The organism is Brachybacterium saurashtrense (genome assembly GCF_003355475.1).
GTDB classification, from domain to species: Bacteria; Actinomycetota; Actinomycetes; order Actinomycetales; family Dermabacteraceae; genus Brachybacterium; species Brachybacterium saurashtrense.
Window position 1 is genome coordinate 491,322 of sequence record NZ_CP031356.1, and the last position, 21,457, is coordinate 512,778.

General features: G+C 73.7%; 26 protein-coding genes. 24 read left to right on the plus strand and 2 right to left on the minus strand.

Going from position 1 to position 21,457, the window contains the following annotated elements:
• The first annotated feature begins 27 nt into the window (after positions 1-27).
• The 16 genes from DWV08_RS02235 (at position 28) to DWV08_RS02310 (ending at position 12,924) form a co-directional block, all read left to right on the plus strand.
• Complete coding sequence (locus DWV08_RS02235) at positions 28-888, plus strand: endonuclease domain-containing protein (protein ID WP_127097492.1); 861 nt, start codon at positions 28-30, stop codon at positions 886-888.
• 90 nt (positions 889-978) lie between these two features.
• The gene (locus DWV08_RS02240; RefSeq protein ID WP_115412309.1) at positions 979-2,085 is read left to right on the plus strand and encodes an amidohydrolase family protein; all 1,107 of its coding nucleotides are present in this window, start codon (positions 979-981) and stop codon (positions 2,083-2,085) included.
• Between the two features lie 310 nt (positions 2,086-2,395).
• On the plus strand, positions 2,396-2,857 hold the full coding sequence (gene rpsP / locus DWV08_RS02245; protein WP_115412310.1) for a 30S ribosomal protein S16: 462 nt from the start codon (positions 2,396-2,398) through the stop codon (positions 2,855-2,857).
• Between the two features lies 1 nt (position 2,858).
• Entirely contained in the window at positions 2,859-3,101 is a 243-nt protein-coding gene (locus tag DWV08_RS02250) for an RNA-binding protein (protein WP_115412311.1), read from the plus strand.
• A gap of 88 nt (positions 3,102-3,189) precedes the next feature.
• Positions 3,190-4,098 (plus strand): hypothetical protein, encoded by a 909-nt coding sequence (locus DWV08_RS02255; protein ID WP_241237290.1) that lies wholly within the window; start codon positions 3,190-3,192, stop codon positions 4,096-4,098.
• Positions 4,095-4,679, plus strand: a complete 585-nt coding sequence (gene rimM, locus DWV08_RS02260; protein WP_115412313.1) for a ribosome maturation factor RimM — start codon at positions 4,095-4,097, stop codon at positions 4,677-4,679. The genes DWV08_RS02255 and rimM overlap by 4 nt, the downstream gene beginning before the upstream one ends.
• Before the next feature lie 7 nt (positions 4,680-4,686).
• Positions 4,687-5,421 carry a tRNA (guanosine(37)-N1)-methyltransferase TrmD gene (gene trmD, locus DWV08_RS02265; protein ID WP_115412314.1) on the plus strand — a complete coding sequence of 245 codons (735 nt, stop codon included), beginning with the start codon at positions 4,687-4,689 and terminating at the stop codon, positions 5,419-5,421.
• Between the two features lie 316 nt (positions 5,422-5,737).
• Positions 5,738-6,088 carry a 50S ribosomal protein L19 gene (gene rplS / locus DWV08_RS02270; RefSeq protein WP_115412315.1) on the plus strand — a complete coding sequence of 117 codons (351 nt, stop codon included), beginning with the start codon at positions 5,738-5,740 and terminating at the stop codon, positions 6,086-6,088.
• A gap of 8 nt (positions 6,089-6,096) precedes the next feature.
• Entirely contained in the window at positions 6,097-6,672 is a 576-nt protein-coding gene (gene lepB, locus DWV08_RS02275; RefSeq protein ID WP_115412316.1) for a signal peptidase I, read from the plus strand.
• 30 nt (positions 6,673-6,702) lie between these two features.
• Positions 6,703-7,512 (plus strand): signal peptidase I, encoded by an 810-nt coding sequence (gene lepB / locus DWV08_RS02280; RefSeq protein ID WP_115412317.1) that lies wholly within the window; start codon positions 6,703-6,705, stop codon positions 7,510-7,512.
• Positions 7,509-8,294: a ribonuclease HII gene (locus DWV08_RS02285; RefSeq protein ID WP_115412318.1), complete on the plus strand. Its 786-nt coding sequence runs from the start codon at positions 7,509-7,511 to the stop codon at positions 8,292-8,294. The genes lepB (DWV08_RS02280) and DWV08_RS02285 overlap by 4 nt, the downstream gene beginning before the upstream one ends.
• Positions 8,291-8,593 (plus strand): DUF2469 domain-containing protein, encoded by a 303-nt coding sequence (locus tag DWV08_RS02290; RefSeq protein WP_087484437.1) that lies wholly within the window; start codon positions 8,291-8,293, stop codon positions 8,591-8,593. Before DWV08_RS02285 ends, DWV08_RS02290 begins: the two co-directional genes overlap by 4 nt.
• 231 nt (positions 8,594-8,824) lie before the next feature.
• Positions 8,825-9,178: a YraN family protein gene (locus tag DWV08_RS02295; protein WP_206516744.1), complete on the plus strand. Its 354-nt coding sequence runs from the start codon at positions 8,825-8,827 to the stop codon at positions 9,176-9,178.
• Entirely contained in the window at positions 9,178-10,722 is a 1,545-nt protein-coding gene (locus DWV08_RS02300) for a YifB family Mg chelatase-like AAA ATPase (RefSeq protein ID WP_115412320.1), read from the plus strand. The genes DWV08_RS02295 and DWV08_RS02300 overlap by 1 nt, the downstream gene beginning before the upstream one ends.
• On the plus strand, positions 10,719-11,921 hold the full coding sequence (dprA, locus tag DWV08_RS02305) for a DNA-processing protein DprA (protein ID WP_115412321.1): 1,203 nt from the start codon (positions 10,719-10,721) through the stop codon (positions 11,919-11,921). The genes DWV08_RS02300 and dprA overlap by 4 nt, the downstream gene beginning before the upstream one ends.
• 40 nt (positions 11,922-11,961) lie before the next feature.
• On the plus strand, positions 11,962-12,924 hold the full coding sequence (locus DWV08_RS02310; protein WP_115412322.1) for a tyrosine recombinase XerC: 963 nt from the start codon (positions 11,962-11,964) through the stop codon (positions 12,922-12,924).
• Here the strand turns inward: DWV08_RS02310 and DWV08_RS02315 are convergent.
• Entirely contained in the window at positions 12,872-13,594 is a 723-nt protein-coding gene (locus DWV08_RS02315; protein ID WP_241237291.1) for a murein hydrolase activator EnvC family protein, read from the minus strand. The genes DWV08_RS02310 and DWV08_RS02315 overlap by 53 nt on opposite strands.
• Before the next feature lie 40 nt (positions 13,595-13,634).
• Positions 13,635-14,177, minus strand: coding sequence for a hypothetical protein (locus DWV08_RS02320; protein WP_115412324.1), 543 nt, complete (start codon positions 14,175-14,177; stop codon positions 13,635-13,637).
• A 238-nt stretch (positions 14,178-14,415) separates the two neighbouring features.
• Here DWV08_RS02320 and DWV08_RS02325 point away from each other — a divergent pair, with 238 nt between their 5' ends.
• From DWV08_RS02325 to DWV08_RS02360, 8 genes are all read left to right on the plus strand, one after another.
• Positions 14,416-14,976: an HdeD family acid-resistance protein gene (locus DWV08_RS02325; RefSeq protein WP_115412325.1), complete on the plus strand. Its 561-nt coding sequence runs from the start codon at positions 14,416-14,418 to the stop codon at positions 14,974-14,976.
• Positions 14,977-15,316: 340 nt separating this feature from the next.
• The gene (gene rpsB / locus DWV08_RS02330) at positions 15,317-16,219 is read left to right on the plus strand and encodes a 30S ribosomal protein S2 (protein ID WP_115412326.1); all 903 of its coding nucleotides are present in this window, start codon (positions 15,317-15,319) and stop codon (positions 16,217-16,219) included.
• 102 nt (positions 16,220-16,321) lie between these two features.
• Positions 16,322-17,146, plus strand: coding sequence for a translation elongation factor Ts (gene tsf, locus DWV08_RS02335; RefSeq protein ID WP_115412327.1), 825 nt, complete (start codon positions 16,322-16,324; stop codon positions 17,144-17,146).
• Between the two features lie 133 nt (positions 17,147-17,279).
• Positions 17,280-18,032 carry a UMP kinase gene (pyrH, locus tag DWV08_RS02340; protein WP_115412328.1) on the plus strand — a complete coding sequence of 251 codons (753 nt, stop codon included), beginning with the start codon at positions 17,280-17,282 and terminating at the stop codon, positions 18,030-18,032.
• A gap of 103 nt (positions 18,033-18,135) precedes the next feature.
• On the plus strand, positions 18,136-18,702 hold the full coding sequence (gene frr / locus DWV08_RS02345) for a ribosome recycling factor (protein ID WP_115412329.1): 567 nt from the start codon (positions 18,136-18,138) through the stop codon (positions 18,700-18,702).
• Positions 18,703-18,749: 47 nt separating this feature from the next.
• Positions 18,750-19,655: a phosphatidate cytidylyltransferase gene (locus DWV08_RS02350; RefSeq protein WP_115412330.1), complete on the plus strand. Its 906-nt coding sequence runs from the start codon at positions 18,750-18,752 to the stop codon at positions 19,653-19,655.
• Complete coding sequence (gene rlmN, locus DWV08_RS02355) at positions 19,652-20,944, plus strand: dual-specificity RNA methyltransferase RlmN (protein ID WP_115412331.1); 1,293 nt, start codon at positions 19,652-19,654, stop codon at positions 20,942-20,944. Before DWV08_RS02350 ends, rlmN begins: the two co-directional genes overlap by 4 nt.
• Before the next feature lie 36 nt (positions 20,945-20,980).
• Entirely contained in the window at positions 20,981-21,385 is a 405-nt protein-coding gene (locus tag DWV08_RS02360; protein ID WP_115414875.1) for a DivIVA domain-containing protein, read from the plus strand.
• Positions 21,386-21,457 lie beyond the last annotated feature (72 nt).

Consider the following 21,457-nt stretch of genomic DNA (forward strand, 5'->3'; position numbering starts at 1 on the left):
CATCGCCGTCACCTCTCCTCGCCGGCGATGACCCGAGTGCTTCCCGGCTGCTTGACGCGCACCGATCACCCGGCGGACCTGCGCCGGGTCGTGCTCGCCGCGCAGGACCTCCTCGGCGTCCCCTCGGCGGCGGGCGGTGCGACGGCCGCCGAGCTGTTCGGGGTCCGTCTGCCGCACCGGGCGACCCGGGCGGGACGTGCGGCGGTTCACCTGGATTTCGAGGACGGGGCCACACCACGCCGCACTCCGATGCTCGTCATCCATCGTCGCTCTCCGGCCGAGACCCGGCGCGTGCACGGCGTGACGATCGTCGAGCCGGTCGTCGCCCTGCAGCAGATCGCCCGGCGCCTCACCCACGAGGAGCTGGTCGTGGCCGTGGACTCGCTGATCGCGGACAGGTTCGGGACGGTGGCCCGTCTGGAGCTCGAGGAGGTGCGGCGCGTCGCCGGGCAGGCGCGAGGACACGGAGCCTCACGCCTGCGCGCCGCCGTCGAGCATGCACGCGAACGAGTCTGGTCCCCGCGAGAGACGCACCTGCACCTGATGCTGCGCCGTCACGGGCTGCCGGTGCCGGAGCTCAACCATCAGGTCCAGGACCAGGTGTCCGGTGTCGTCTACTACGTGGACCTCGCGTATCCGGAGCAGCGCATCGCGATCGAGTACGACGGGATGGAGCATCTCACCGACGCTGACAGGGTCAAGCGCGACCACCGCAAGAGCGCGGTTCTGCATGCCGAGGGCTGGACGGTGATCCGGGTGTACGCGGAGGACCTCCTCGATCCCACCGCTCTCCTCGCGCGGATCCACCACGCTCTCGCGCCTTCAACGCGGCCGCCCCGCGTGCTCTCGACGGCCGCCGACGGCCTGCGACGCGGCCGCTCCCCGTGATCCCGTCGCCGCCGCGGCCGCCGTCGAGGGCCTGCCCGACGTGCCCGGGCGAGGCGACGCGGCGGGGGAGAGGTCGATAGGCTCGCGGCCATGAGCGCCGCCGTCACCGCCCCGATCCTCCACCTGCGCGGCCCGATCCTGCTGGGGCCCGAGGAGGAGCTCGCCGGCGCCTGGGTGGTGGAGGGTCGCATCCACCATGACAAGCCCGAGCTGCCCGCCGGCACCGAGGTGCGGGAGCTCGAGGGCTTCGTGGTCCCCGGCCTCGCCGATCTGCACTGCCACCTCGGGATCGCCGACGGCGGCGGGCCCACCACCCTCGCCGGGGCGCGAGAGCAGGCGCTCGTGGACCGCGACTCCGGCGTGCTCCTGATCCGCGACGCCGGCTCCATCCTCGACACCTCGCCGCTCCAGCAGCAGGAGGACCTGCCGCGCCTGATCCGCTGCGGGCGGCACCTCGCCCGCACCCGCCGCTACCTCCGCGGCTACGCGGACGAGCTCGAGCCGGAGGATCTCCCCGCCGCGGTGACCCGCGAGGCGCGGCGGGGTGACGGCTGGGTGAAGCTCGTCGGCGACTGGATCGACCGGGGCGTGGGCGACCTGACCCCGTGCTGGGAGCCGCAGGACTTCCACGCCGCGGCGGAGGCGGCCCACGCCGCGGGCGCCCGCATCACCACCCACACCTTCGACGAGGAGACGCTGCCGCTCGTGCTCGACGCGGGCTTCGACTGCCTCGAGCACGCGACTGGGCTGACCGACGAGACGATCGCGCGGGTCGCCGCGGCGGGTGTCCCGGTGGTGACGACCCTCGTGAACGTCGACGAGTTCGAGACCTATGCCGCGCAGGGCGAGCGGAAGTTCCCCGCCTACGCCGCGCACATGCGGCGACTGCGCGCAGGCCGTCACGACCGCACCCGGGATGCGTACGACGCCGGCGTGCAGCTGCTGGTGGGCACCGATGCCGGGGGAGTGCTCGGCCACGGGATCATCCACGACGAGCTCGAGGAGCTCTCCCGGGCGGGCCTGGACGCGACCGCGATCCTCGACGCCGCCACCTGGGCGCCGCGCGCCGTCCTCGGCGCCCCCGGCCTGGAGGACGGCGCGCCCGCGGACCTGCTGGTCCTCGCCGAGGATCCGCGCGAGGACCACCGGGCGCTGCGCGAGCCCCGCGCCATCGTGCTGGGCGGGCGGATGCTCTGACGCGCCTGCGCCTGCGCCTGCGCCTGCGCCAGCGCCCAGTCCCGGCCGGCCGAGCGACTCGCCCCGCGGCCCCGCCCGGCCGTGCAACTCGCACCGCGACCCCGCCCCGCGGCCCGGGCCCCATGTGCCTCGCCGCACATGGATGCGGGTGGAAGGGGACTGCCGATCCCTGGCATACTCTTGCCCTGTATGTGCACGGGCCGGCCCTCTACCCGTCCGTGCGCGACACCCCGAGAACCGTCAGCGCCCGCATCACCCCACAGGCTGCGGCGGGACTCACCCGAACATCCCTGAAGGAGAGTCCACCCACGTGGCTGTCAAGATCCGCCTGAAGCGCATGGGCAAGGTCCGTGCACCGTTCTACCGTGTCGTCGTCGCCGATTCGCGCAAGAAGCGCGACGGTGCCGTGATCGAGGAGATCGGCAAGTACCACCCCACCGAGAACCCCTCCCTCATCGAGATCCAGTCTGAGCGGGCGCTGTACTGGCTCGGCGTGGGCGCGCAGCCCACCGAGCAGGTCGCCGCGCTGCTCAAGGTCACCGGTGACTGGGCCAAGTTCAAGGGCGAGGGCGACGCCGCCGGCTCCCTGAAGTCCGCCGAGGAGAAGAAGTCCGCCGAGGAGCTCATCGCCGACGCCGACAAGGCAGCCGCCGCCTCCCGCGAGGGCGCCAAGAAGGCCAAGGACTCCGAGGTCGAGGCTGGCTCCGAGGAGGCCCCGGCCGCGGGCGAGACCACCGAGGACGCCGACGCCGCCGCGAGCGACGAGGCCTGAGATGAGCTCGCGCGCCGAAGCACTCGACCACCTCGTCCGCGGCATCGTCGATGATCCCGACGCGGTGCGCGTGACCGAGAAGTCCACGCGCCGCGGCCCGCTGCTCGAGGTCCGGGTCGGCGCCGCCGACCTCGGCCGGGTGATCGGCCGCTCCGGCCGCACCGCCCGTGCGCTGCGCACGGTCACCACGGCGCTGTCGGACGACGACGTGCGGGTCGACATCGTCGACGTCGACCGGCGCTGAGGTGCCAGGAGCCACTGCCAGGAGCGGTGCTGCCGGACGGGCCGAGAGGCTCGGGCAGCACCGCTCCTGGCGTCGGTGGGCCCCTGCGGTGCGCCTGACCGGCCTGCGCGGCGCCGCGGTGGTGAGCGCGACGCTGCTGCTGGCCGGCTGCGGCGCCGGGGCGCCCGGCGGGCCGGCCGGCGATGGGGCGTCCGACGGGACCGCCGCGACGTCCCCCTCGTCGGCCGCGGATCCGGCGCTCGCCGCCGCCTGCACCGACTTCTGGGGAGATCCCGACTACACCGCGCCGCTGTCCCGCATCGTGCTGGACCGGGCGGCGACCGCCCCCGAGGCCGGGCCCTCCGATCCGTTCTTCTACTCGATGACCGGGGACGACGTCGAGGAGACCTTCGCCGGGGCCGGCGAGGGCGCCCAGCAGCGCAGCGCGGCCCTGGCCGAGTGGTTCCGCACCGAGCCCGAGCGCGGCGCCGAGGCGGACGTCGACGCCTTCCGCGCCGCCTGGGAGGACGTGGCGACCCTGTGCCGGGAGCAGTCCGCCGCGGCGCAGTGGGCGCTCGGCCCCGGGCCCGAGCACACCAAGCCCTCGGCCCTGGTGTGCGCGGACGTCTTCGACACCCCCGGCACCCTCACCCACTTCGGCAACGCGAACGTGCTCACCTCGAACATGTTCAAGCTGGTGGGGCTCTCGCCCCGCGCCGTGCCCGCCGGTCACGAGGAGGAGCTGCGCGCCACCTCGGAGCTGCTCGCGGCGGAGGCCGCCGCCGCGGACTCCGTCGACGTGCGCGACGCGCTCGCACAGGTGCGCGCGCCCTTCGAGGACGCGCTGGCGGGCGACGACTGGTCCGGGGGGCTGCGGGACCCGCTGGGCCGGCTCGGCGAGGCCTGCGAGGCGGCGGGCTATGCGGCCCCCGGCGTGGGCGAGATGGACGACAGCAGCGCGGTGGTCGGCGCGAACCCCGACCGGCAGGACCCCACCGTCCAGGAAGGACTCTCATGAGCACCCTCGAGGTCATCGTCGCGACCATCGGCCGCGCGCACGGACTGCGCGGCGAGGTCGCCCTGACCCTCCGCACCGACCAGCCCGAGGAGCGCCTGCAGGACGGCACCGCCTTCGCGGTCGAGGTGGGCGGCAGGCCGCGCACCCTCACCGTCGCCGGCACCCGCCTCCAGCAGGACCGCTGGTACGTGCGCTTCGCCGAGGTCTCCGACCGCACCGACGCCGAGTCGCTGCGCGGCATCGATCTGGCGCTGGCCGTGGACGAGGAGGTCGAGGCCGACGAGGACCCGGACGCCTGGTACCCCTCCCAGCTCGAGGGCCTCGCCGTGCGGCACGTGGACGGGCGCGAGCTCGGCACCGTGACCGGTATCGAGCACTACCCCGCTCAGGACCTGCTGGTGGTGCGCACGCCGGACCGCCGCCGCGTGCAGCTGCCGCTGGTGGAGCAGCTGGTGCCGGAGGTCGACCTCGAGGCGGGCGTGGTGCTCGCCGATCCGCCCGGCGGGCTGTTCGAGGCGCTGCCGGAGGGCGAGCAGGGCCCCGACCCCGAGACCTCCGCCCCGCCGCGGTCCACCCGCTGAGGCCGCCGTGCGCATCGACGTCATCACGATCTTCCCCGAGTACCTCGCCCCGCTCGAGCTGTCCCTGATCGGGCGGGCGCGGCGCGACGGACTGCTGGACCTCCACGTGCACGACCTGCGCGAGTGGACCCACGACCGCCACCGCACCGTGGACGACGCCCCGCTGGGCGGCGGCGCCGGCATGGTGATGAAGCCCGAGCCGTGGGCGGAGGCCTTCGCGGCCGTGCGCCGCGCCGGGCAGCAGGACCTCGGCGAGGGCGTCGAGCCGCTGATCGTCTTCCCCAACCCCGCCGGGCAGCCGTTCACCCAGTCCACCGCCCAGGAATGGTCGCAGTGCGAGTGGCTGGTGCTGGCCTGCGGCCGGTACGAGGGGATCGACGAGCGGGTGTACGAGCACCTGGCCGACATCGGCGCCGAGGTGGCGCTGGCCTCGCTCGGCGACTACGTGCTCAACGGCGGCGAGGTCGCCGTGCTCGCCATCACCGAGGCCGTGGTCCGCCTGGTGCCCGGCGTGGTGGGGAACGCGGAGTCGCTGGTGGAGGAGTCGCACTCCGAGGGACTTCTCGAGTACCCGCTGTACACCCGCCCCGCCCGCTGGGAGGACCCGGCCGGGGTGGTGCGGGAGGCGCCGCAGATCCTGCTCTCCGGCGACCACGGGCGGATCGCCGCGTGGCGGCGGGAGCAGTCCGTCGAGCGCACCCGTCGGCGCCGTCCCGATCTGCTCGGCGACGAGGCCCGCTGAGCGCTGCGGCGGCGCGGGCGTGACGGATCCGACACGCCACCGGCGCGATGACCTGCACGGTCGGGGCCGCTGAGCCTTGCCGCGCGCCGCGTGCGCTGGCAGAATGACCCCTTGTGCGCGCCGCGCGCCTCTCTGCCTCAGGGGAGGGCGCATCACGCGGCCGGGCAGATCCGTGGCGATGGGAGTCGCCGCCAGAGGCCCAGCACACCGGCCCGTGGACCTCGTCCGCGGCCGGACCGACGGTTCCTGACGGACCCCGCGAGGGTGTCCTACGAACGATGCCGTCCGACCTGAGGCGGAGGGCAGGAGAACGAACATGCAGAAGCTCGACGAGCTCGACAAGGCGTCGCTCCGCGACGACATCCCCGCCTTCCGCGCCGGCGACAACGTCAAGGTGCACGTGAAGGTCATCGAGGGCAACCGCTCCCGCATCCAGGTCTTCCAGGGCTACGTCATCGGCCGCCAGGGCCACGGCGTGGGCGAGACCTTCCGCGTCCGCAAGATCTCCTTCGGCGTCGGCGTGGAGCGCGTGTTCCCCGTCCACGCCCCGACCGTCGACAAGATCGAGGTCGTGACCCGCGGCGACGTGCGCCGCGCGAAGCTGTACTACCTGCGCAACCTCACGGGCAAGAAGGCCCGCATCAAGGAGAAGCGCGAGCACTCCTGAGTGCACGGATGGTCCGCGACAGCGTGACCCCGCGGCGGCGGCCCCACCTGGTGGTGGCCGCCGCCGTCTGCGTGGTGCTGCTGCTGGTCGCGGCCGTGGGGGTGCGCCACTACGTGGTCCGTCCCTTCCGGGTCCCGTCGGCCTCCATGGAGCCCGCCCTGCAGGCCGGTGACGTGCTGCTGGTGGACCGTGCCACGCGCGGCACCGCCGCCCGCGGCGACGTGGTGGTGTTCGACGGGCGCGGCTACTTCGGCCCCGCCGAGGGCGGCGGCCGCTACTGGGTCAAGCGCGTGATCGCCGTGGGTGGCGACCACGTGGAGTGCTGCACCGACAGCGGCGCGCTCACCGTGGACGGCACCGCGCTCGAGGAGCCCTACCTGAGCCCCGGCACCGCCCCCAGCGAGATCGAGTTCGACCTCCTCGTGCCGGAGGGGACGATGTTCGTGCTCGGCGACAACCGTGACGACTCCACCGACTCCCGCCACCTGTTGGGCGCCCCGGGCGGCGGGATGGTCCCCGTGGAGCGTGTGGTGGGGAGGGTGGACCGCCTGGTGTGGCCACCGCCTCGCAGCGGCTCCCTGTGACGCCCAGCTTCTGCCGATAGGATCACCGCGATGAACGCGTCCCACCACTCCCGCCCCGCGGCGTCCCGTCCCGAGGAACCCGCAGCCGGCGGGGACCCCGCGGCGCAGCACGAGGACGACCGCGTCGAGGAGACCGCGCACGGGGCCGACGAGGCCGCGCACGGCCGCCGCCGCCAGCGCCTGCCCCTGTGGCTGGACACGCTGGTGACGATGGTGGTCGCCTTGATGATCGCGGTGCTGGTCAAGACCTTCCTCTTCCAGCCGTTCTACATCCCCTCCGCGTCGATGAACCCCACCCTGCTGCAGGACGACAAGATCCTGGTCTCGAAGCTGAGCCCGGGCGTGTTCGACCTCCATCGCGGCGACGTGATCGTCTTCGAGGACCCTGACGACTGGATCCCGGGCGACGCCACCGAGAACCCCACCCCGCGGGTGCGGGTGATGATGCTGCTGAGCCTGGTGGGCCTGGCCCCCGATCCCTCGCAGGACCACCTGGTCAAGCGCCTGATCGGCGTCTCCGGCGATCACGTGGTGTGCGAGTCCCGCGGCGCCGACCTCGAGGTCAACGGGGTCATGCTCGACGAGCCGTACATCAACCCGGAGACCCCGGCCTGCCAGGACGCCTTCGACGTCACCGTGCCGGAGGGCAAGGTGTGGGTGATGGGCGACAACCGCTACGCCTCCGCGGACTCCGCCTGGCACGAGGTCAACGGCGAGAACGGCTTCGTCGACGAATCCGACATCACCGGCCGCGCCGAGGTCATCTTCTGGCCCGCGTCGAACTGGGCCCGCCTGGCCGATGGCCGCGACGCCTTCGCCGACGTCCCCGCGCAGCCGTGACCGTCCCCGCCCCGACCCTCGAGGTGGAGTGCGCCCTGGCCGCCGTGCGCGGCCCCGGGCGCCGCATCGTGGTGGGTGTCGACGAGGTGGGTCGCGGCGCCCTCGCCGGCCCCGTCGCCGTGGGCGCCTGCGCGATCGTGGTGGAGGACGGGACGGCCGCCCCGCTGCCGGAGGGGGTGCGGGACTCGAAGAAGCTCACCGCCCGCCGCCGGGAGGCGCTGGTCGCGCCGATCCACGCCGCGGCGCTCGCGGGCGCCGTGGGCTGGGCGAGCCCCGCGGAGATCGACGAGCACGGGATCATGCCCGCCCTCACCACGGCCGCGCTGCGCGCCCTCGAGGGGCTCGGGGTGGAGGCCGACGCGATCGTGCTGGACGGGGACGTGGACGTGCTCACCGCCGCGCTCGCCACGCCGCAGCGCCCCGCCCCATCGGTGCATCTGCAGGTGGCGGCCGATCGCGACTGCGCGAGCGTGGCGGCGGCGAGCATCCTGGCCAAGGTGGCGCGCGATGCGCGCATGGTGGCGCTCCACGCCGAGGCGCCCGAGTACGGCTGGGCCTCCAACAAGGGGTACGGCTCCGCGGTGCACCGCGAGGCGATCGATCGCCTCGGCGTGCACGTGCACCACCGTCGCAGCTGGCGGCTCGGCTCCCGGCCCGCGCCGGCGCGTCCGGTCGAGACCGCGGGTGCCGCGGCCCCCGGCCCCGCGGTCCCGGGCAGTGCGGAGCCTGGCGTACTGTGGGACGACCACGGGATCTGGCAGGAGCGGAAGGAGCCCCAGTGAGCGCGCAGGACCTCGAGAACTACGAGTCCGACCTCGAACTCCAGCTGTTCCGCGAGTACCGGGACGTCGTGAGCCTGTTCACCTACGTGGTGGAGACGGAGCGACGGTTCTACCTCGCCAACCAGGTGGATCTGCAGGTGCGCTCCGGCGGCGGCGAGGTCTTCTACGAGCTGCGCCTGGCGGACGTGTGGGTGTGGGACATCTACCGCTCCAACCGCTTCGTGCGCTCCGTGCGCGTGGTGACGTTCAAGGACGTCAACATCGAGGAGCTCAACAAGCAGGACATCTCCCTGCCCTGACCCGGGTCCGCCGCAGCCTCGCGACTGCTCCTCCCCACCCGGCCCTCGTCCCCATTTCGGGGAGGTCGACGCCCACCCGCGGCGCCGCGGACCAGGCTGAGGAGCATGAACAGCCTCGCCCCCGTCCCTCGGCCCGATCCGACTCGCCGCCCCGCCCGCTCCCCGGGACCCGCCGCGGCCCCGCCCGCTGAGGGCCCTCCCGCCCCGCCCCCGCCCCGGCGTGTGCGGGAGATGAGCACCGCGGAGCTCGGACGGGCCGGGGAGGAGCTCGCCGCCGCGCACCTGGAGGCCTGCGGCTGGCAGATCGTGGAGCGGAACCTGCGCCTCCGGCAGGGTGAGCTGGACATCGTGGCGCTCGCCCACACCACGCTCGTGTTCGTGGAGGTGAAGACCCGCCGATCCTTCGTCACAGGGGTGCCGCAGGCCGCGGTGACGCCCGCGAAGCTGCGGCGACTGAGACGGCTCGCGGGCGAGTACCTGATGGAGCGCTCCACGCCGCACCGCGACGTGCGGATCGACGTGGTGGGCGTGCACGCCCACCTCGACGGGACCTTTTCCCTGGAGCATCTCGAGGGGGTGTCCTGATGGGACAGGCGCGCACCCTCTCGATCAGCCTCGAAGGCCTCGAGGGCACGCTGGTGGAGGTGGAGGCCGATGTCTCCCCGGGACTGCCGGCCTTCTCCCTCGTGGGGCTGCCCGATTCGAGCACCCTGCAGGCCCGCGAACGGGTGCGGGCCGCCGCGGCGCGCGCCGGCACCGCCCTCGCCCCGCGCAGGATCACCGTGAACCTCACCCCGGCATGGCGGCGCAAGCACGGCTCCGCCTTCGACCTGGCGATCGCGATGGCGGTGCTAAACGCCCAGGGCGAACTGCCCGTGCACGTCCCCTCCGAGCTAGTGCTGCTGGGGGAGCTGGGGCTCGACGGCCGGGTGCGGCCCGTGCCCGGCGTCCTCCCCTCGCTGCTCGCCGCCCGCGACCTCGGCATCTCCCGCGCGATCGTCCCGGCCCAGAACCTGCCCGAGGCGCGCCTCGTCGAGGGCATGGAGTGCGACGGCATCGAGGATCTCGCCGCACTGCTGCACCGCTTCGGGGCCGAGGTCCCGCCCGGCCCGTCCGTCCCTCCCCGCTCCCCGGCACCGGCGGAGGCGGCGGGCGGCCCCGCCCCGCAGCACCTGCCCGGGGACTTCGCCGACGTGCTGGGCCAGGCCCGGGCGTGCCGCGGCGCCGAGGTGGCGGCGGCCGGCGCCCACCACCTGCTGCTCACCGGCCCGCCCGGCGCGGGCAAGACCATGATCGCCTCCCGCCTGCCGGGCATCCTGCCGCCGCTGGACCTCGAGGACTCCCTCACGGTCGCGGCCCTGCGCTCGCTGACCGGAGGCTTCGACGCCGAGGCCGGGCTGGCGCGCACCCCGCCGTTCGAGAGCCCGCACCACACCGCCTCCGCCGCGGCGATCGTGGGCGGCGGCTCCGGCATCGCCCGGCCCGGCGCGATCTCCCGGGCGCACGGCGGCGTGCTCTTCCTCGACGAGGCCCCGGAGTTCCCCGCACGAGTGCTGGAGGCGCTGCGCGAGCCGCTCGAGAGCGGGGACATCACCCTGCACCGCGCCCGCACCGTGACCCGCTACCCTGCCCGGTTCCAGCTGGTCCTCGCCGCGAACCCCTGCCCCTGCGGGCTGTTCAGCGGCCGCGGGCACCGCTGCACCTGCACCCCGCTGCAGCGCCGGCGCTACGGAGCCCGGCTCTCGGGCCCGGTGCTGGACCGGGTCGACATGCGCATCGAGATGGGCGCGGCGACCGTGCACCGGGGCGGCGGCGCGACGGCGGAGTCCAGCGCCGTGATCGCCCAGCGGGTGCGCCGGGCCCGCGAACGGCAGCGGGAGAGGTACGACGGCCGCGCATGGACCACCAACGCGCACCTGCCCGGACCGCTGCTGCGCGGCGAGTTCGCCCCCGCCCGGAGCGAGCGGCGACTGCTCGAGCACGCCGTGGCGCAGGGCCGCCTCACCCTCCGCGGCCACGACCGCGTGCTCCGCCTGGCCTGGACCCTCGCGGATCTCGACGGCGCCGAGCGCCCCACCGCGGAGCACATCGGCGAAGCCCTCACCCTGCGCGAAGGAGAACCGCGATGACCCCTCAGACCCTGCACGACCCCGAGCTCCGGGCCCGGGTGACCTGGTCCCTGATCGCCGAACCCGCAGACCCGGTGGCGCTGTACGCCCGCGAGCTGCTGGGACCGGCCGCAGCCCTCGAGCTCGCCGAACGGGCGGAGGGGGGCACGCTGCTGCGCGCCCTCGGGGACACCCTGCCCGCCGCCCCCTCGGACCCGAAGGACGACCCTCCGCACCGCCGCGCCCGCCGTGCCCTGGAGCGCTGGCGCGGGCGGCTCGCGCGGCTCGACTTCGAGGCCGTGCTCGACGATGCGCAACGGCGCGGGATCAGGATCCTCACTCCCGGGGACCCGGAGTGGCCGGAGCTCCTCGACGACCTCCAGCACACCGCCCCGCACTGCCTGTGGGCGCAGGGGCCGGGAGACCTGCGCGCGCTCACCCATGAGCGCTCCGTGGCGATGGTCGGCTCCCGCGCCTCGACGCCCTACGGCGAGGACACCGCCGGAGCGCTCGCCGCGGCCTTCGCGGCCGCGGGCGGGACCGTCGTCTCCGGAGGGGCCTACGGCATCGACGCCGCCGCGCACCGCGGCGCCCTGGCCGCCGGGGACGGCGCCACCATTGCGATCCTCGCCGGCGGCCTCGACGCCCTGTACCCGCGCGGGAACACGCGGCTGCTCGAGCGGATCCGCGAGCGCCACCTGCTGCTCAGCGAGGCGCCGCCGGGCACGGCGCCCACCCGGTGGCGGTTCCTGTCGCGCAATCGGCTGATCGCAGCGCTGTCCCACGCGACCGTGGTCGTGGAGGCCTCCTGGCGCTCGGGGGCGCTGTCGACGGCGCGACACGCCGACGAGCTCTCCCGGCACGTGGGCGCGGTGCCGGGCCCGGTCACCTCCGCGGCCAGCGCCGGCTGCCACCGCTTGATCCGCGAGCGCGGAGCAGTGCTCGTCACCGACCCCGCCGAGGTGCTCGACCTGCTGCCCGGGGGCCCGGCCGCGGGGGAGGGGCGCCACGCCGTGCAGGACGAGCTGGACCTGCTCAGCCCTGCCGATCGCCGGGTGCTGGACGCGATCCCGCCGCGCTCGAGCCTCACCGAGGCCAGGATCGGGGACGAGATCGGCTTCAGCACGCAGGAGGTCGCCGCGGCGGTGGCACGACTGGAGCTGCTGGGACTGGCGGCCCGGGCGGGGGAGCGGGTGCGCCGGGTGCACAGCGCGCGCTGAGCCGCGGGCGGCGCCGCGAGGCATGGGGGAGACTGGGGGCATGAGCACCCAGCAGGAGAAGGAGGACGACGCCGTCGTCGCGGCCTTCGCCGAGCACCTCCGCCTCGAGCGCGGCCGGTCGGAGCACACCGTGCGCGCCTACAGCCGTGAGGCGCAGGGCCTGCTCGCCCATCTGCAGGAGGTGGAGCGGATCGCCGTGGCCGATCTCGATGTCACCGCGCTGCGCTCCTGGCTCGCCGCCCGTGCCGAGACCGGGGCGAGTGCGAGCACCCTCGCTCGCTCCGCCGCCGCCGTGCGCACCTTCTCGTCCTGGCTCGCGAGCACCGGACGGATCCCGCACGACGTCGGCGGGCGACTCCGCGCCCCGCGCCGGGGACGGCACCTGCCCGCGGTGCTCACCGGCGAGCAGGCAGGGACGATGCTGGACACCCTCGCCGCCGCGCCCGGCCGGCGGGAGAGCGCGGAGGATCCCGCCGCGGAGGCCGTGCGCCTGCGCGACGTCGCGGTGCTCGAGCTGCTGTACTCCTCCGGACTGCGCGTCTCCGAGCTGGTCGCGCTCGACCGCTCGGGCATCGACCGCGACCAGCACACGGTGCGCGTGCGCGGCAAGGGGGACAGGGAGCGGGTGGTGCCCGTGGGGCAGCCCGCGCTCGAGGCGATCGAGCGCTGGGAGCGCGAGGGGCGGCCCGTCCTGTGCCGTCCCGCGGGGGCCGGCGACGGGTCGGGAGAGGCGCTCTTCCTCGGCGTGCGCGGCGGCCGGCTCGGCGACCGTGCCGTGCGCTCGCTGGTGGACCGCCACGCCCGCAGCTCCGGGATCGACCGGCACATCACCCCGCACACCCTGCGGCACAGCGCCGCGACGCACCTCGTCGAGGGCGGCGCCGATCTGCGCAGCGTGCAGGAGTACCTGGGCCACTCCTCCCTCGCCACCACGCAGATCTACACCCACGTCAGCGCAGAGAGGCTCCGCCGGACGGTGGACCAGGCCCATCCGCGGGCGTGAGAGCGGCCGCCGCGAGCGAGTACGGCGTCCTCACCCCGCCGCCCCACGGCAGCAGCACGCTCGGGCCCCGAGCACCCAGAAGCACCGACGGATCGAGATAGTCCTCCCCTCGCCGGGCCCCGAGGTGCAGGCACGTCGCTCCCGGGCAGTGCCCCTGCTCTCCCGCCTGCTCGAGCACGCCGAGCACGTCGCCCACCGCGACAGCGTCACCGGCCTCGACGGTGCCGCGCACGGGCTCGTAGGTGGACAGCAGCCCGTCCGCGTGGCGCACGGAGATCACTCCGCGACCGGCCACCGTCCCGCTGAACCGCACGGTCCCCGCCTCCACGGCCCGGACCGGTTCCCCCGGTGCCGCCGCGATGTCGAGGCCGCGGTGGCCCGGCCCGTAGCGATGCGCCGGTGCCTCGTACGGGGCGAGCACCTCGTGGGGTGCGGGCAGCGGCCACTGCCAACGGGCTGCCTCCGCCCGCACCGGGGCGGCGGGCATCCCGGCCAGCAGCACGAGCACGGCCAGCAGGCAGCGCACCAGGCGCTGGCGCGGCGAGGGGACGGGCCGGACGGTGCGGGACTCGGCGAGAGGGACCATGACGGCATCCTGCGTGCCGTGACCGCCGACGCGCTGGTGCGCGGCGCCGCCGTGGACGGGGGCAGGGTGGGGAGGGGCAGTCACGGCCGCCTCCGCCCCGGCGCTGCCGCGACGCGCGGGGAGGTCAGTGGATGAACGCCTTCAGGGCGATCAGCGCTCCGCCGAACGCGGCGGTGACCAGCGCGCCTCCGAGGCGGGCCCAGGGACTGCGCAAGCGGGTCGCGGCGACGGCCCACCCGAGGACTCCGAGCAGCACCACGTCGACCAGCAGCGCGAGCCACACCGCGCTCGAGGGACGCAGCACGCCGACCACGCCGAGGAGGAGCACCAGAAGGGGCGCCGCACCGACCGCGAGCATCCCGACGGAGTCCGCGAGTCCGCGACGCAGAGCATCGCGGACGGGGAGTCGCTCCCTGCCCATCTCCGCCAGCGTCGCGGCGTAGCAGTGCGCGGAGAAGAAGACCAGCAGCGTTCCCGCGGCGCCGAGCAGCGCCTCCCACGACGAGCCGGTGAGGGTGCGGGAGACCACGATCGCGCCCGAGACCACGATCAGGCCGTAGATCTCGCCCGCCGAGGAGGAGAGCTCCCAGAGCTTCCGGGGCGCTGTCGAGATCCCGGCGCGCGGCGCCGCGGCCTCCGCCCGCCCCCTGCGTGCTGCTGTGCTCACTTCGGCCTGCCTTCGTGGTGGGGAGACGTCGCAGGACGCCACGGTCCACCGTCGCGGAAGCCCGTCGCGGCGCTGGTCCCGACACCTGTGCTCCCACGTCGCTCCGCACCGTCGCCGACGCCTGTGCTCAGAAGGGTTTCGACCGGCAAAGGTCACGCTCGCAGCCGATCGTACCGGGTACTCTCAGCGTGAGGCGACTACGCCTCATCCCTGTGAGCGAGAAGCTGAGGTTCTCCCCATGACCGCCACCGTCCCCACCGCCCCGACCGTCGCCCCCGTCAAGGGGGCCCGTCTCGCACTGCTCGTCGCCGGCCTCCTCGCCATCGGCTTCGGGATCGCCGTCCTCGCCTGGCCCACCAAGGCGGCCGTCGCCCTCACGGGCGTGATCGCGCTGTACGCCGTGGTGGCGGGCGGCGTCTACGTCGCCCTCGGCCTCCTGTCGACCTCCCTCGGGACCTGGGGCAGGATCGGCCACGTGCTGCTCGGGATCCTCTACCTGATCGCGGGCGTCTCCGCGTTCAGCTCCCTCCAGCAGTCCGCCGCGTTCCTCGCGCTGTTCCTCACGATCATGGTGGGCGTGATGTGGGTGGCGGAGGGGATCACGGCGCTGTTCACGCTGCGCCGCTCGGGCTCCCGCGTGCTCACGATCGTGTTCGCGGTGCTCTCCGTGCTGGCGGGCGTCACGCTGCTCAGCAGCCCGCTGTTCGGTGCCGTCCTGCTGTGGTGGTTCCTCGGCGTCTCGCTGGTCGTGCTCGGCGTGCTCAACGCGGTGCGGGCGATCGTCGGCACGTCGCACTGAGCGCACGGCCCCGCGCCGCCTCACGCGCCCTCCCGGCCGCGCCGGGAGGGCGCGCCGTGACGCACGCCGCGCTCGAGGAGGCCGCGCCGTCGGATAGACTCGCCACAGCATCCGGTCCGTCCGGATGACTTCGCGTGCCCACCACGGCCCGTCGGCCAGCGGTCCCCGACCGTCCCCGCACCTCGCGTGCGGGAGCGAGAGGGGCGGTCGACGCCCGGGCACCAGGCCCCGCACCGACCGGTGGCGGGGGAAGAACCCAGAAAGCAGGTCCTGCGCGATGACCGCGGACGCCCCCGGGCGCGCCGTGCGAGCCCAGGGCCGGAGAACAGAGGACACCATCATGGCAGTCGTCACCATGCGCCAGCTCCTGGAGAGCGGCGTCCACTTCGGTCACCAGACCCGTCGGTGGAACCCGAAGGTCCGTCGCTTCATCTTCACCGAGCGCAACGGCATCTACATCGTCGACCTCATGCAGACCCTGTCGTACATCGACAAGGCCTACGACTTCGTCAAGCAGACCGTCGCCCACGGCGGCACCATCCTGTTCGTCGGCACCAAGAAGCAGGCGCAGGAGTCCGTGCAGGAGCAGGCCACCCGCGTGGGCATGCCCTTCGTCAACCAGCGCTGGCTGGGCGGCATGCTCACCAACCTGCAGACGGTCTCCGCGCGCGTGAACCGCCTCAAGGAGCTCGAGCAGATCGACTTCGACGATGTGGCCTCCTCCGGCCGCACGAAGAAGGAGCTGCTGATGATGCGCCGCGAGAAGGACAAGCTCGCCAAGACCCTCGGCGGCATCCGCGACATGGGCAAGGCCCCCTCGGCCCTGTGGATCGTGGACACCAACAAGGAGCACCTGGCGGTCGACGAGGCGCAGAAGCTCAACATCCCGGTCGTCGCGATCCTCGACACCAACTGCGATCCCGACGAGATCACCTACCCGATCCCGGGCAACGATGACGCGATCCGCTCCGTCACGCTGCTGACCCGCGTCATCGCCGATGCCGTGGCCGCGGGCCTGCAGGAGCGCCACGCCAAGTCCACCGGCGGCGAGAAGAACGTCTCCGCCGTGGACGCCGAGCCGCTGGCCGAGTGGGAGCAGGAGCTGCTCAAGCAGTCCGAGGTCCAGCAGCAGGACGCTCCCGCCGAGGAGTCCGTCGCCGCCGCCGAGGAGACCCCGGCCGCCGAGGCCCCCGCCGCCGACTCCGCCGAGGAGAAGGCGACCGAGGCCCCCGCCGCGGAGTGACCCACGGGCCCGGGAGCGCGCACCGCGCTCCCGGGCCCCTCCACGGGGAGGCGCACCCCGCCTCCCGCCCCTCCCGAAGCAGCTCCCACAAGGAAGAGGAACATGGCCAACTACACGGCAGCAGACATCAAGGAGATCCGCGAGAACACCGGCGCGGGCATGCTCGACGTCAAGAAGGCTCTCGACGAGGCGGACGGCGACAAGGCCAAGGCCGTCGAGCTGATCCGCGTCAAGGGCCTCAAGGGCATCGCCAAGCGCGAGGGCCGCACCGCCTCCGAGGGCCTGATCGCCGTCGACATCCGCGACAGCGAGGCCGGCCGCACCGGCACCCTGGTCGAGCTCAACTCCGAGACCGACTTCGTGGCCAAGAACGACAAGTTCGTGGCCCTGGGCGACGAGGCCGTGGCCGCGGCCGTCGAGTCCGGCGCCACCGAGCCCGAGCAGCTCTCCGAGACCCCCTTCGGCGAGGCGCTGACCAACGCCGGCGCCTCCATGGGCGAGAAGATCCTGGTGCGTCGCATCGGCCGCGTCTCCGGCGAGGCCGTCACCGAGTACATGCACCGCACCAACAAGGACCTGCCCCCGCAGGTGGGCGTGCTGGTGGCCACCGACGCCGCCGGCGCCGAGGTCGCGAAGGACGTCGCGATGCACATCGCCGCGTTCACCCCGGCCTACCTCTCCCGCGACGAGGTCCCCGCGGACATCGTCGAGAACGAGCGCCGCATCGCGGAGGACACCGCGAAGAACGAGGGCAAGCCCGAGAAGGCCCTGCCCAAGATCGTCGAGGGTCGCCTCAACGGCTTCTTCAAGGAGCACTGCCTCCTGGACCAGGCCTTCGCGAAGGACGCCAAGAAGTCCGTCGGTCAGATCGTGGAGGAGGCCGGCGGCACCGTCACCGGCTTCCTGCGCTTCCGCGTCGGCAGCTGAGACCGCCGGGGGCGAGCAGTGAGGTCCGCTCCCACCGGCCGCGCGTGAGCGTGGCCACCGCCCTGCGGCCCCGCACCATCGGTGCGGGGCCGCACCGGTACCATCACCAAGGACCCAGCGCGGAAGGACCCCCATGACCCAGACGTTCACCTCACCGATCCCTGTTCTCCCCCGACCGGAGGAGGGACGCCGAGTCCTCCTGAAGCTCTCCGGCGAGGCCTTCGGCGGCGGCGCCGTGGGCGTCGACCCGGACGTCGTCTCCCGCATCGCCGGCGAGATCGCCGAGGGGGTCTCCCAGGGCATCGAGTGCGCCATCGTGGTGGGCGGCGGCAACTTCTTCCGCGGGGCCGAGCTCTCGCAGCGCGGCATGGACCGCCGGCGCGCCGACTACATGGGCATGCTCGGCACGGTGATGAACTGCCTCGCCCTGCAGGACTTCCTCGAGCAGCGCGGCATCTCCACCCGCGTGCAGACCGCCATCGAGATGGGGCAGGTGGCCGAGCCGTACATCCCGCTGCGCGCCGTGCGGCACCTCGAGAAGGGCCGCGTGGTCATCTTCGGCGCCGGCGCCGGGATGCCCTACTTCTCCACCGACACCGTCGCCGTGCAGCGCGCGCTGGAGATCGGCTGCGAAGAGGTGCTGATGGCGAAGAACGGCGTGGACGGCGTGTACGACGCGGACCCGCGCACCCACGCGGACGCGAAGAAGCTCGAGCACGTCACTTACAACGACGCCCTCCAGCGCGGCCTGAAGGTCGTGGACTCCACCGCCTTCAGCCTCTGCATGGACAACGGCCAGCAGATGATGGTGTTCGGCCTCGACGCCCCCGGCAACATCACCCGCGCGCTGCGCGGCGACCGGATCGGCACCGTCGTCACCCGCTGACGTCCTGTCCCCGCGACCCGCGCCCGCCCCCACTCCCTCCCGCCGGGCACGGCGGTGCGGGACAATGGACCACGCACACACACCCAGAACCGAGGAGCACCCCGTGAGCGACGACATCCCGAGCATCCTGAAGGACGCCGAGGCCAAGATGACCAAGTCCCTGGACGTCACCAAGGACGAGTTCACCGCGATCCGCACCGGCCGCGCCAGCGCCGCGATGTTCCAGGGCATCACCGTCGAGTACTACGGTGCGCCCACGCCGCTGAACCAGCTCGCCTCCCTGCAGTTCCCCGAGGCGCGCACCGTGATCGTCACCCCGTACGACAAGTCGGCGATGGCCGGCGTGGAGACAGCGCTGCGCGAGTCCGACCTCGGCGTGAACCCCACCAACAACGGCGACACGCTGCGCGTGGTGCTGCCGGCCCTCACCGAGGAGCGTCGCAAGGACTACGTCAAGCTCGCCCGCACCAAGGCGGAGGAGGGCCGGGTGGCCGTGCGCGGCTCCCGCGGCAACGCCAAGAAGGCGATCGAGAAGCTCGTCAAGGACGGCGAGGTCGGCGAGGACGAGGGCACCCGCGCGGAGAAGGAGCTCGAGGCCCTGACCAAGAAGTACACCGAGCAGATCGACGAGGCGCTCGGCCACAAGGAGACCGAGCTCGAGACGGTCTGAGCCGAGGAGCGCAGAGCCCTGCACCGCAGCACCGTCCGGCGGTCCCGGTGAGCACCGAGCCGGCCGCCCCGCCCGCCTCGACCGCCTCGAGCAGCCTCGAGGCGGTCATCGGCGCGCCTGAGCCGGAGCCGGAGCACGCCAAGCGCCGCGGCGCCGGACGCAACCTGCCTGCAGCGATCGCGGTGGGCGTGGGGCTCCTGGTGCTGCTGGGCGGGGCACTGTTCGTGGTGCCGCAGGCGTTCCCCGTGATCGCCGCCATCGCCATGTGCCTGGCGGTGCTGGAGCTCACCCGGGCCCTGTCCCACGGCGGCCTGCAGCTACCGCCGGTGCCGCTGCTGGTGGGCGTGATCGGGATGGTGGTCTCCACCGTGGTGTTCGGGGTGGAGGGCCTGCTGGTCGCCACCGCCGCCGCGGTGTGCGTGCTGATCCTGTGGCGGGTGAGCGAGTCGATGGGCCTCTCCGCCCTGCGGGATGTGGCCGGCGGCGTGTTCGCCCTGGCCTGGGTGCCCTTCCTCGGCTGCTTCCTGCTGCTGCTGTTCGCCCGCGAGCAGGGGGCGATGCTGGTGCTGCTGGCGGTGCTGGGCCCGGTGGGCAACGACATCGGCGGGTACGTCGCCGGCGTGCTCTTCGGCAAGCATCCGATGGCCCCGCGGATCAGCCCCAAGAAGAGCTGGGAGGGCTTCGCGGGCTCCCTGCTGCTGGGCACCGGCGCGGTGGCGGCCGTGGGCCACTACGCGCTGGAGCTGCCCTGGTGGGTGGGTGCGGTGATCGGCGTGGTGATCGTACTCGTCTCCACCGGCGGGGACCTGTCCCAGTCGCTGCTCAAACGTGACCTGGGCATCAAGGACATGGGGCACCTGCTGCCCGGCCACGGGGGAGTGCTGGACCGGGTGGACTCGATCCTGCTCGCCGCCCCCACCACCTACGTCTTGCTGGAGGTACTGCTGCCATGACCACTCCCGAGAACCCTCGCAGGCCACGCACCGCCACGCCGGTCGCGCCGCCGTCGAACCCCGATCTCTCCCGCGAGGCGGTGCCCGGCCAGAAGGTCGCGCTCGCCCCCGGGCAGCTGCAGATGAAGCCCTCGCGGCGCGGGAAGCCGCCGGTGCACCTGGCGGATCTCACCCTCGCCGAGCGGATCGCGGCGGTGGAGGAGATGGGACTTCCCGGCTTCCGCGCCAAGCAGCTCTCGGTGCACTACTTCGAGCACTTCACCACCGAGGCGGAGGACCTCACGGACCTGCCCAAGGAGCGCCGCGACGAGCTCGTCGAGCGCTTCTTCCCGCCGCTGCTCACGCAGGTCTCGCGGCAGTCGGCGGACAACGGCGCCACGCAGAAGTTCCTGTGGCAGCTGTTCGACGGCCCGATGGTCGAGTCGGTGCTGATGCGCTACAGCGACCGCACCACCCTGTGCATCTCCTCCGAGGCCGGCTGCGGCATGAACTGCCCGTTCTGCGCGACCGGCCAGATGGGCCTGACCCGCAACCTCTCCGCCGCCGAGATCCTCGAGCAGGTGCGCCTGGCGAACCGGCTGCTGGCCCGCGGCGAGCTGCCCGGCGGTCCCGGCCGCGTGAACAACATCGTGTTCATGGGGATGGGGGAGCCGCTGGCGAACTACCGTCCCGTGGCCACCGTCTGCAAGCGCCTGAACGCGCCTGCGCCCGAGGGCTTCGGGATGGGCGCCCGTCACATCACCGTCTCCACGGTGGGCCTGGCCCCGGCGGTCCGCAAGCTCACGGCGGAGAAGATCCCCGTCACGCTCGCCGTCTCGCTGCATGCCCCCGACGACGCGCTGCGCGACGAGCTGGTCCCCATCAACACCCGTTTCGACGTGGACGAGATCCTCGACGCCGCCTGGGAGTACTTCGAGACCACCGGCCGACGGGTCAGCATCGAGTACGCCCTGATCCGCGACATCAACGACCAGGCGCACCGCGCCCAGCTGCTCGCCGACCGGCTGATCGCCAAGGGCGGCGCGCACTGGGTGCACGTGAACCCGATCCCCCTGAACCCGGTCAAGGGCTCGAAGTGGACCGCCTCGGATCCGCTGGTGGAGAAGCGCTTCGTGGAGATCCTGCGGGACAACGGCATCTCGGCGACGATCCGTGACACCCGCGGCTCCGACATCGACGGCGCCTGCGGCCAGCTCGCCGCGGAGGTCATCGAGACCGACACCCACCGCGCGGACCGCGAGGCACGGGTCGCTCGGGTCGAGGCGGTCGCCTCGGCCGTCGCCGACTGATCGGGTCGAGGCATCGCCCCGCCCCCAGGAGATCCGATGGATGCACGATTCACGCGGACGCGTTTCGCCCCGGGCTATCGCACCGAGGAGGTCGATCGCTTCATCGCACGCTGCGAGCGCGCGCTCGCAGCGCGGGACGGCTCCGTGACCGCCGACGAGGTGATGCTCCACCGCTTCACCGAGGCCCGGTTCGAGAAGGGGTACTCGATGGATGAGGTGGACCGCTACCTGGACACGATGATCCCGACCCTCCGCGCCGCCGAGGAGGGCCGGGCTCCGGCGGCCGGCGTCCCGGCCTCGCTCGGCGCTCCTCCCACCGGGGCGCAGGCTGCGGCGGAGGGCGGCGCCATGGACGCCGCACGTCGGCTGGGCGCTCGCGCGGCGCATCCCGCCGGGCAGCGACCGGGCCTTCTCGCGCGGCTCGTCGGCTCCGGGCGCTGAGGCGCCGTCCGTCACTCCGTCCCTGCACGCCTCCCCGACACACCCCGCCCGCCCCGCTACAGTGGGGCCCGA

What these genes read in the sequence shown, in the direction of transcription:
- DWV08_RS02235 (WP_127097492.1), top strand. Translation starts at nt 28, where the DNA reads ATGACCCGAGTGCTTCCCGGCTGCTTGACGCGCACCGATCACCCGGCG.
- DWV08_RS02240 (WP_115412309.1), top strand. Translation starts at nt 979, where the DNA reads ATGAGCGCCGCCGTCACCGCCCCGATCCTCCACCTGCGCGGCCCGATC.
- DWV08_RS02250 (WP_115412311.1), top strand. Translation starts at nt 2,859, where the DNA reads ATGAGCTCGCGCGCCGAAGCACTCGACCACCTCGTCCGCGGCATCGTC.
- rimM (WP_115412313.1), top strand. Translation starts at nt 4,095, where the DNA reads ATGAGCACCCTCGAGGTCATCGTCGCGACCATCGGCCGCGCGCACGGA.
- rplS (WP_115412315.1), top strand. Translation starts at nt 5,738, where the DNA reads ATGCAGAAGCTCGACGAGCTCGACAAGGCGTCGCTCCGCGACGACATC.
- lepB (WP_115412316.1), top strand. Translation starts at nt 6,097, where the DNA reads ATGGTCCGCGACAGCGTGACCCCGCGGCGGCGGCCCCACCTGGTGGTG.
- lepB (WP_115412317.1), top strand. Translation starts at nt 6,703, where the DNA reads ATGAACGCGTCCCACCACTCCCGCCCCGCGGCGTCCCGTCCCGAGGAA.
- DWV08_RS02295 (WP_206516744.1), top strand. Translation starts at nt 8,825, where the DNA reads ATGAGCACCGCGGAGCTCGGACGGGCCGGGGAGGAGCTCGCCGCCGCG.
- DWV08_RS02300 (WP_115412320.1), top strand. Translation starts at nt 9,178, where the DNA reads ATGGGACAGGCGCGCACCCTCTCGATCAGCCTCGAAGGCCTCGAGGGC.
- dprA (WP_115412321.1), top strand. Translation starts at nt 10,719, where the DNA reads ATGACCCCTCAGACCCTGCACGACCCCGAGCTCCGGGCCCGGGTGACC.
- DWV08_RS02310 (WP_115412322.1), top strand. Translation starts at nt 11,962, where the DNA reads ATGAGCACCCAGCAGGAGAAGGAGGACGACGCCGTCGTCGCGGCCTTC.
- DWV08_RS02325 (WP_115412325.1), top strand. Translation starts at nt 14,416, where the DNA reads ATGACCGCCACCGTCCCCACCGCCCCGACCGTCGCCCCCGTCAAGGGG.
- rpsB (WP_115412326.1), top strand. Translation starts at nt 15,317, where the DNA reads ATGGCAGTCGTCACCATGCGCCAGCTCCTGGAGAGCGGCGTCCACTTC.
- tsf (WP_115412327.1), top strand. Translation starts at nt 16,322, where the DNA reads ATGGCCAACTACACGGCAGCAGACATCAAGGAGATCCGCGAGAACACC.
- pyrH (WP_115412328.1), top strand. Translation starts at nt 17,280, where the DNA reads ATGACCCAGACGTTCACCTCACCGATCCCTGTTCTCCCCCGACCGGAG.
- rlmN (WP_115412331.1), top strand. Translation starts at nt 19,652, where the DNA reads ATGACCACTCCCGAGAACCCTCGCAGGCCACGCACCGCCACGCCGGTC.
- DWV08_RS02360 (WP_115414875.1), top strand. Translation starts at nt 20,981, where the DNA reads ATGGATGCACGATTCACGCGGACGCGTTTCGCCCCGGGCTATCGCACC.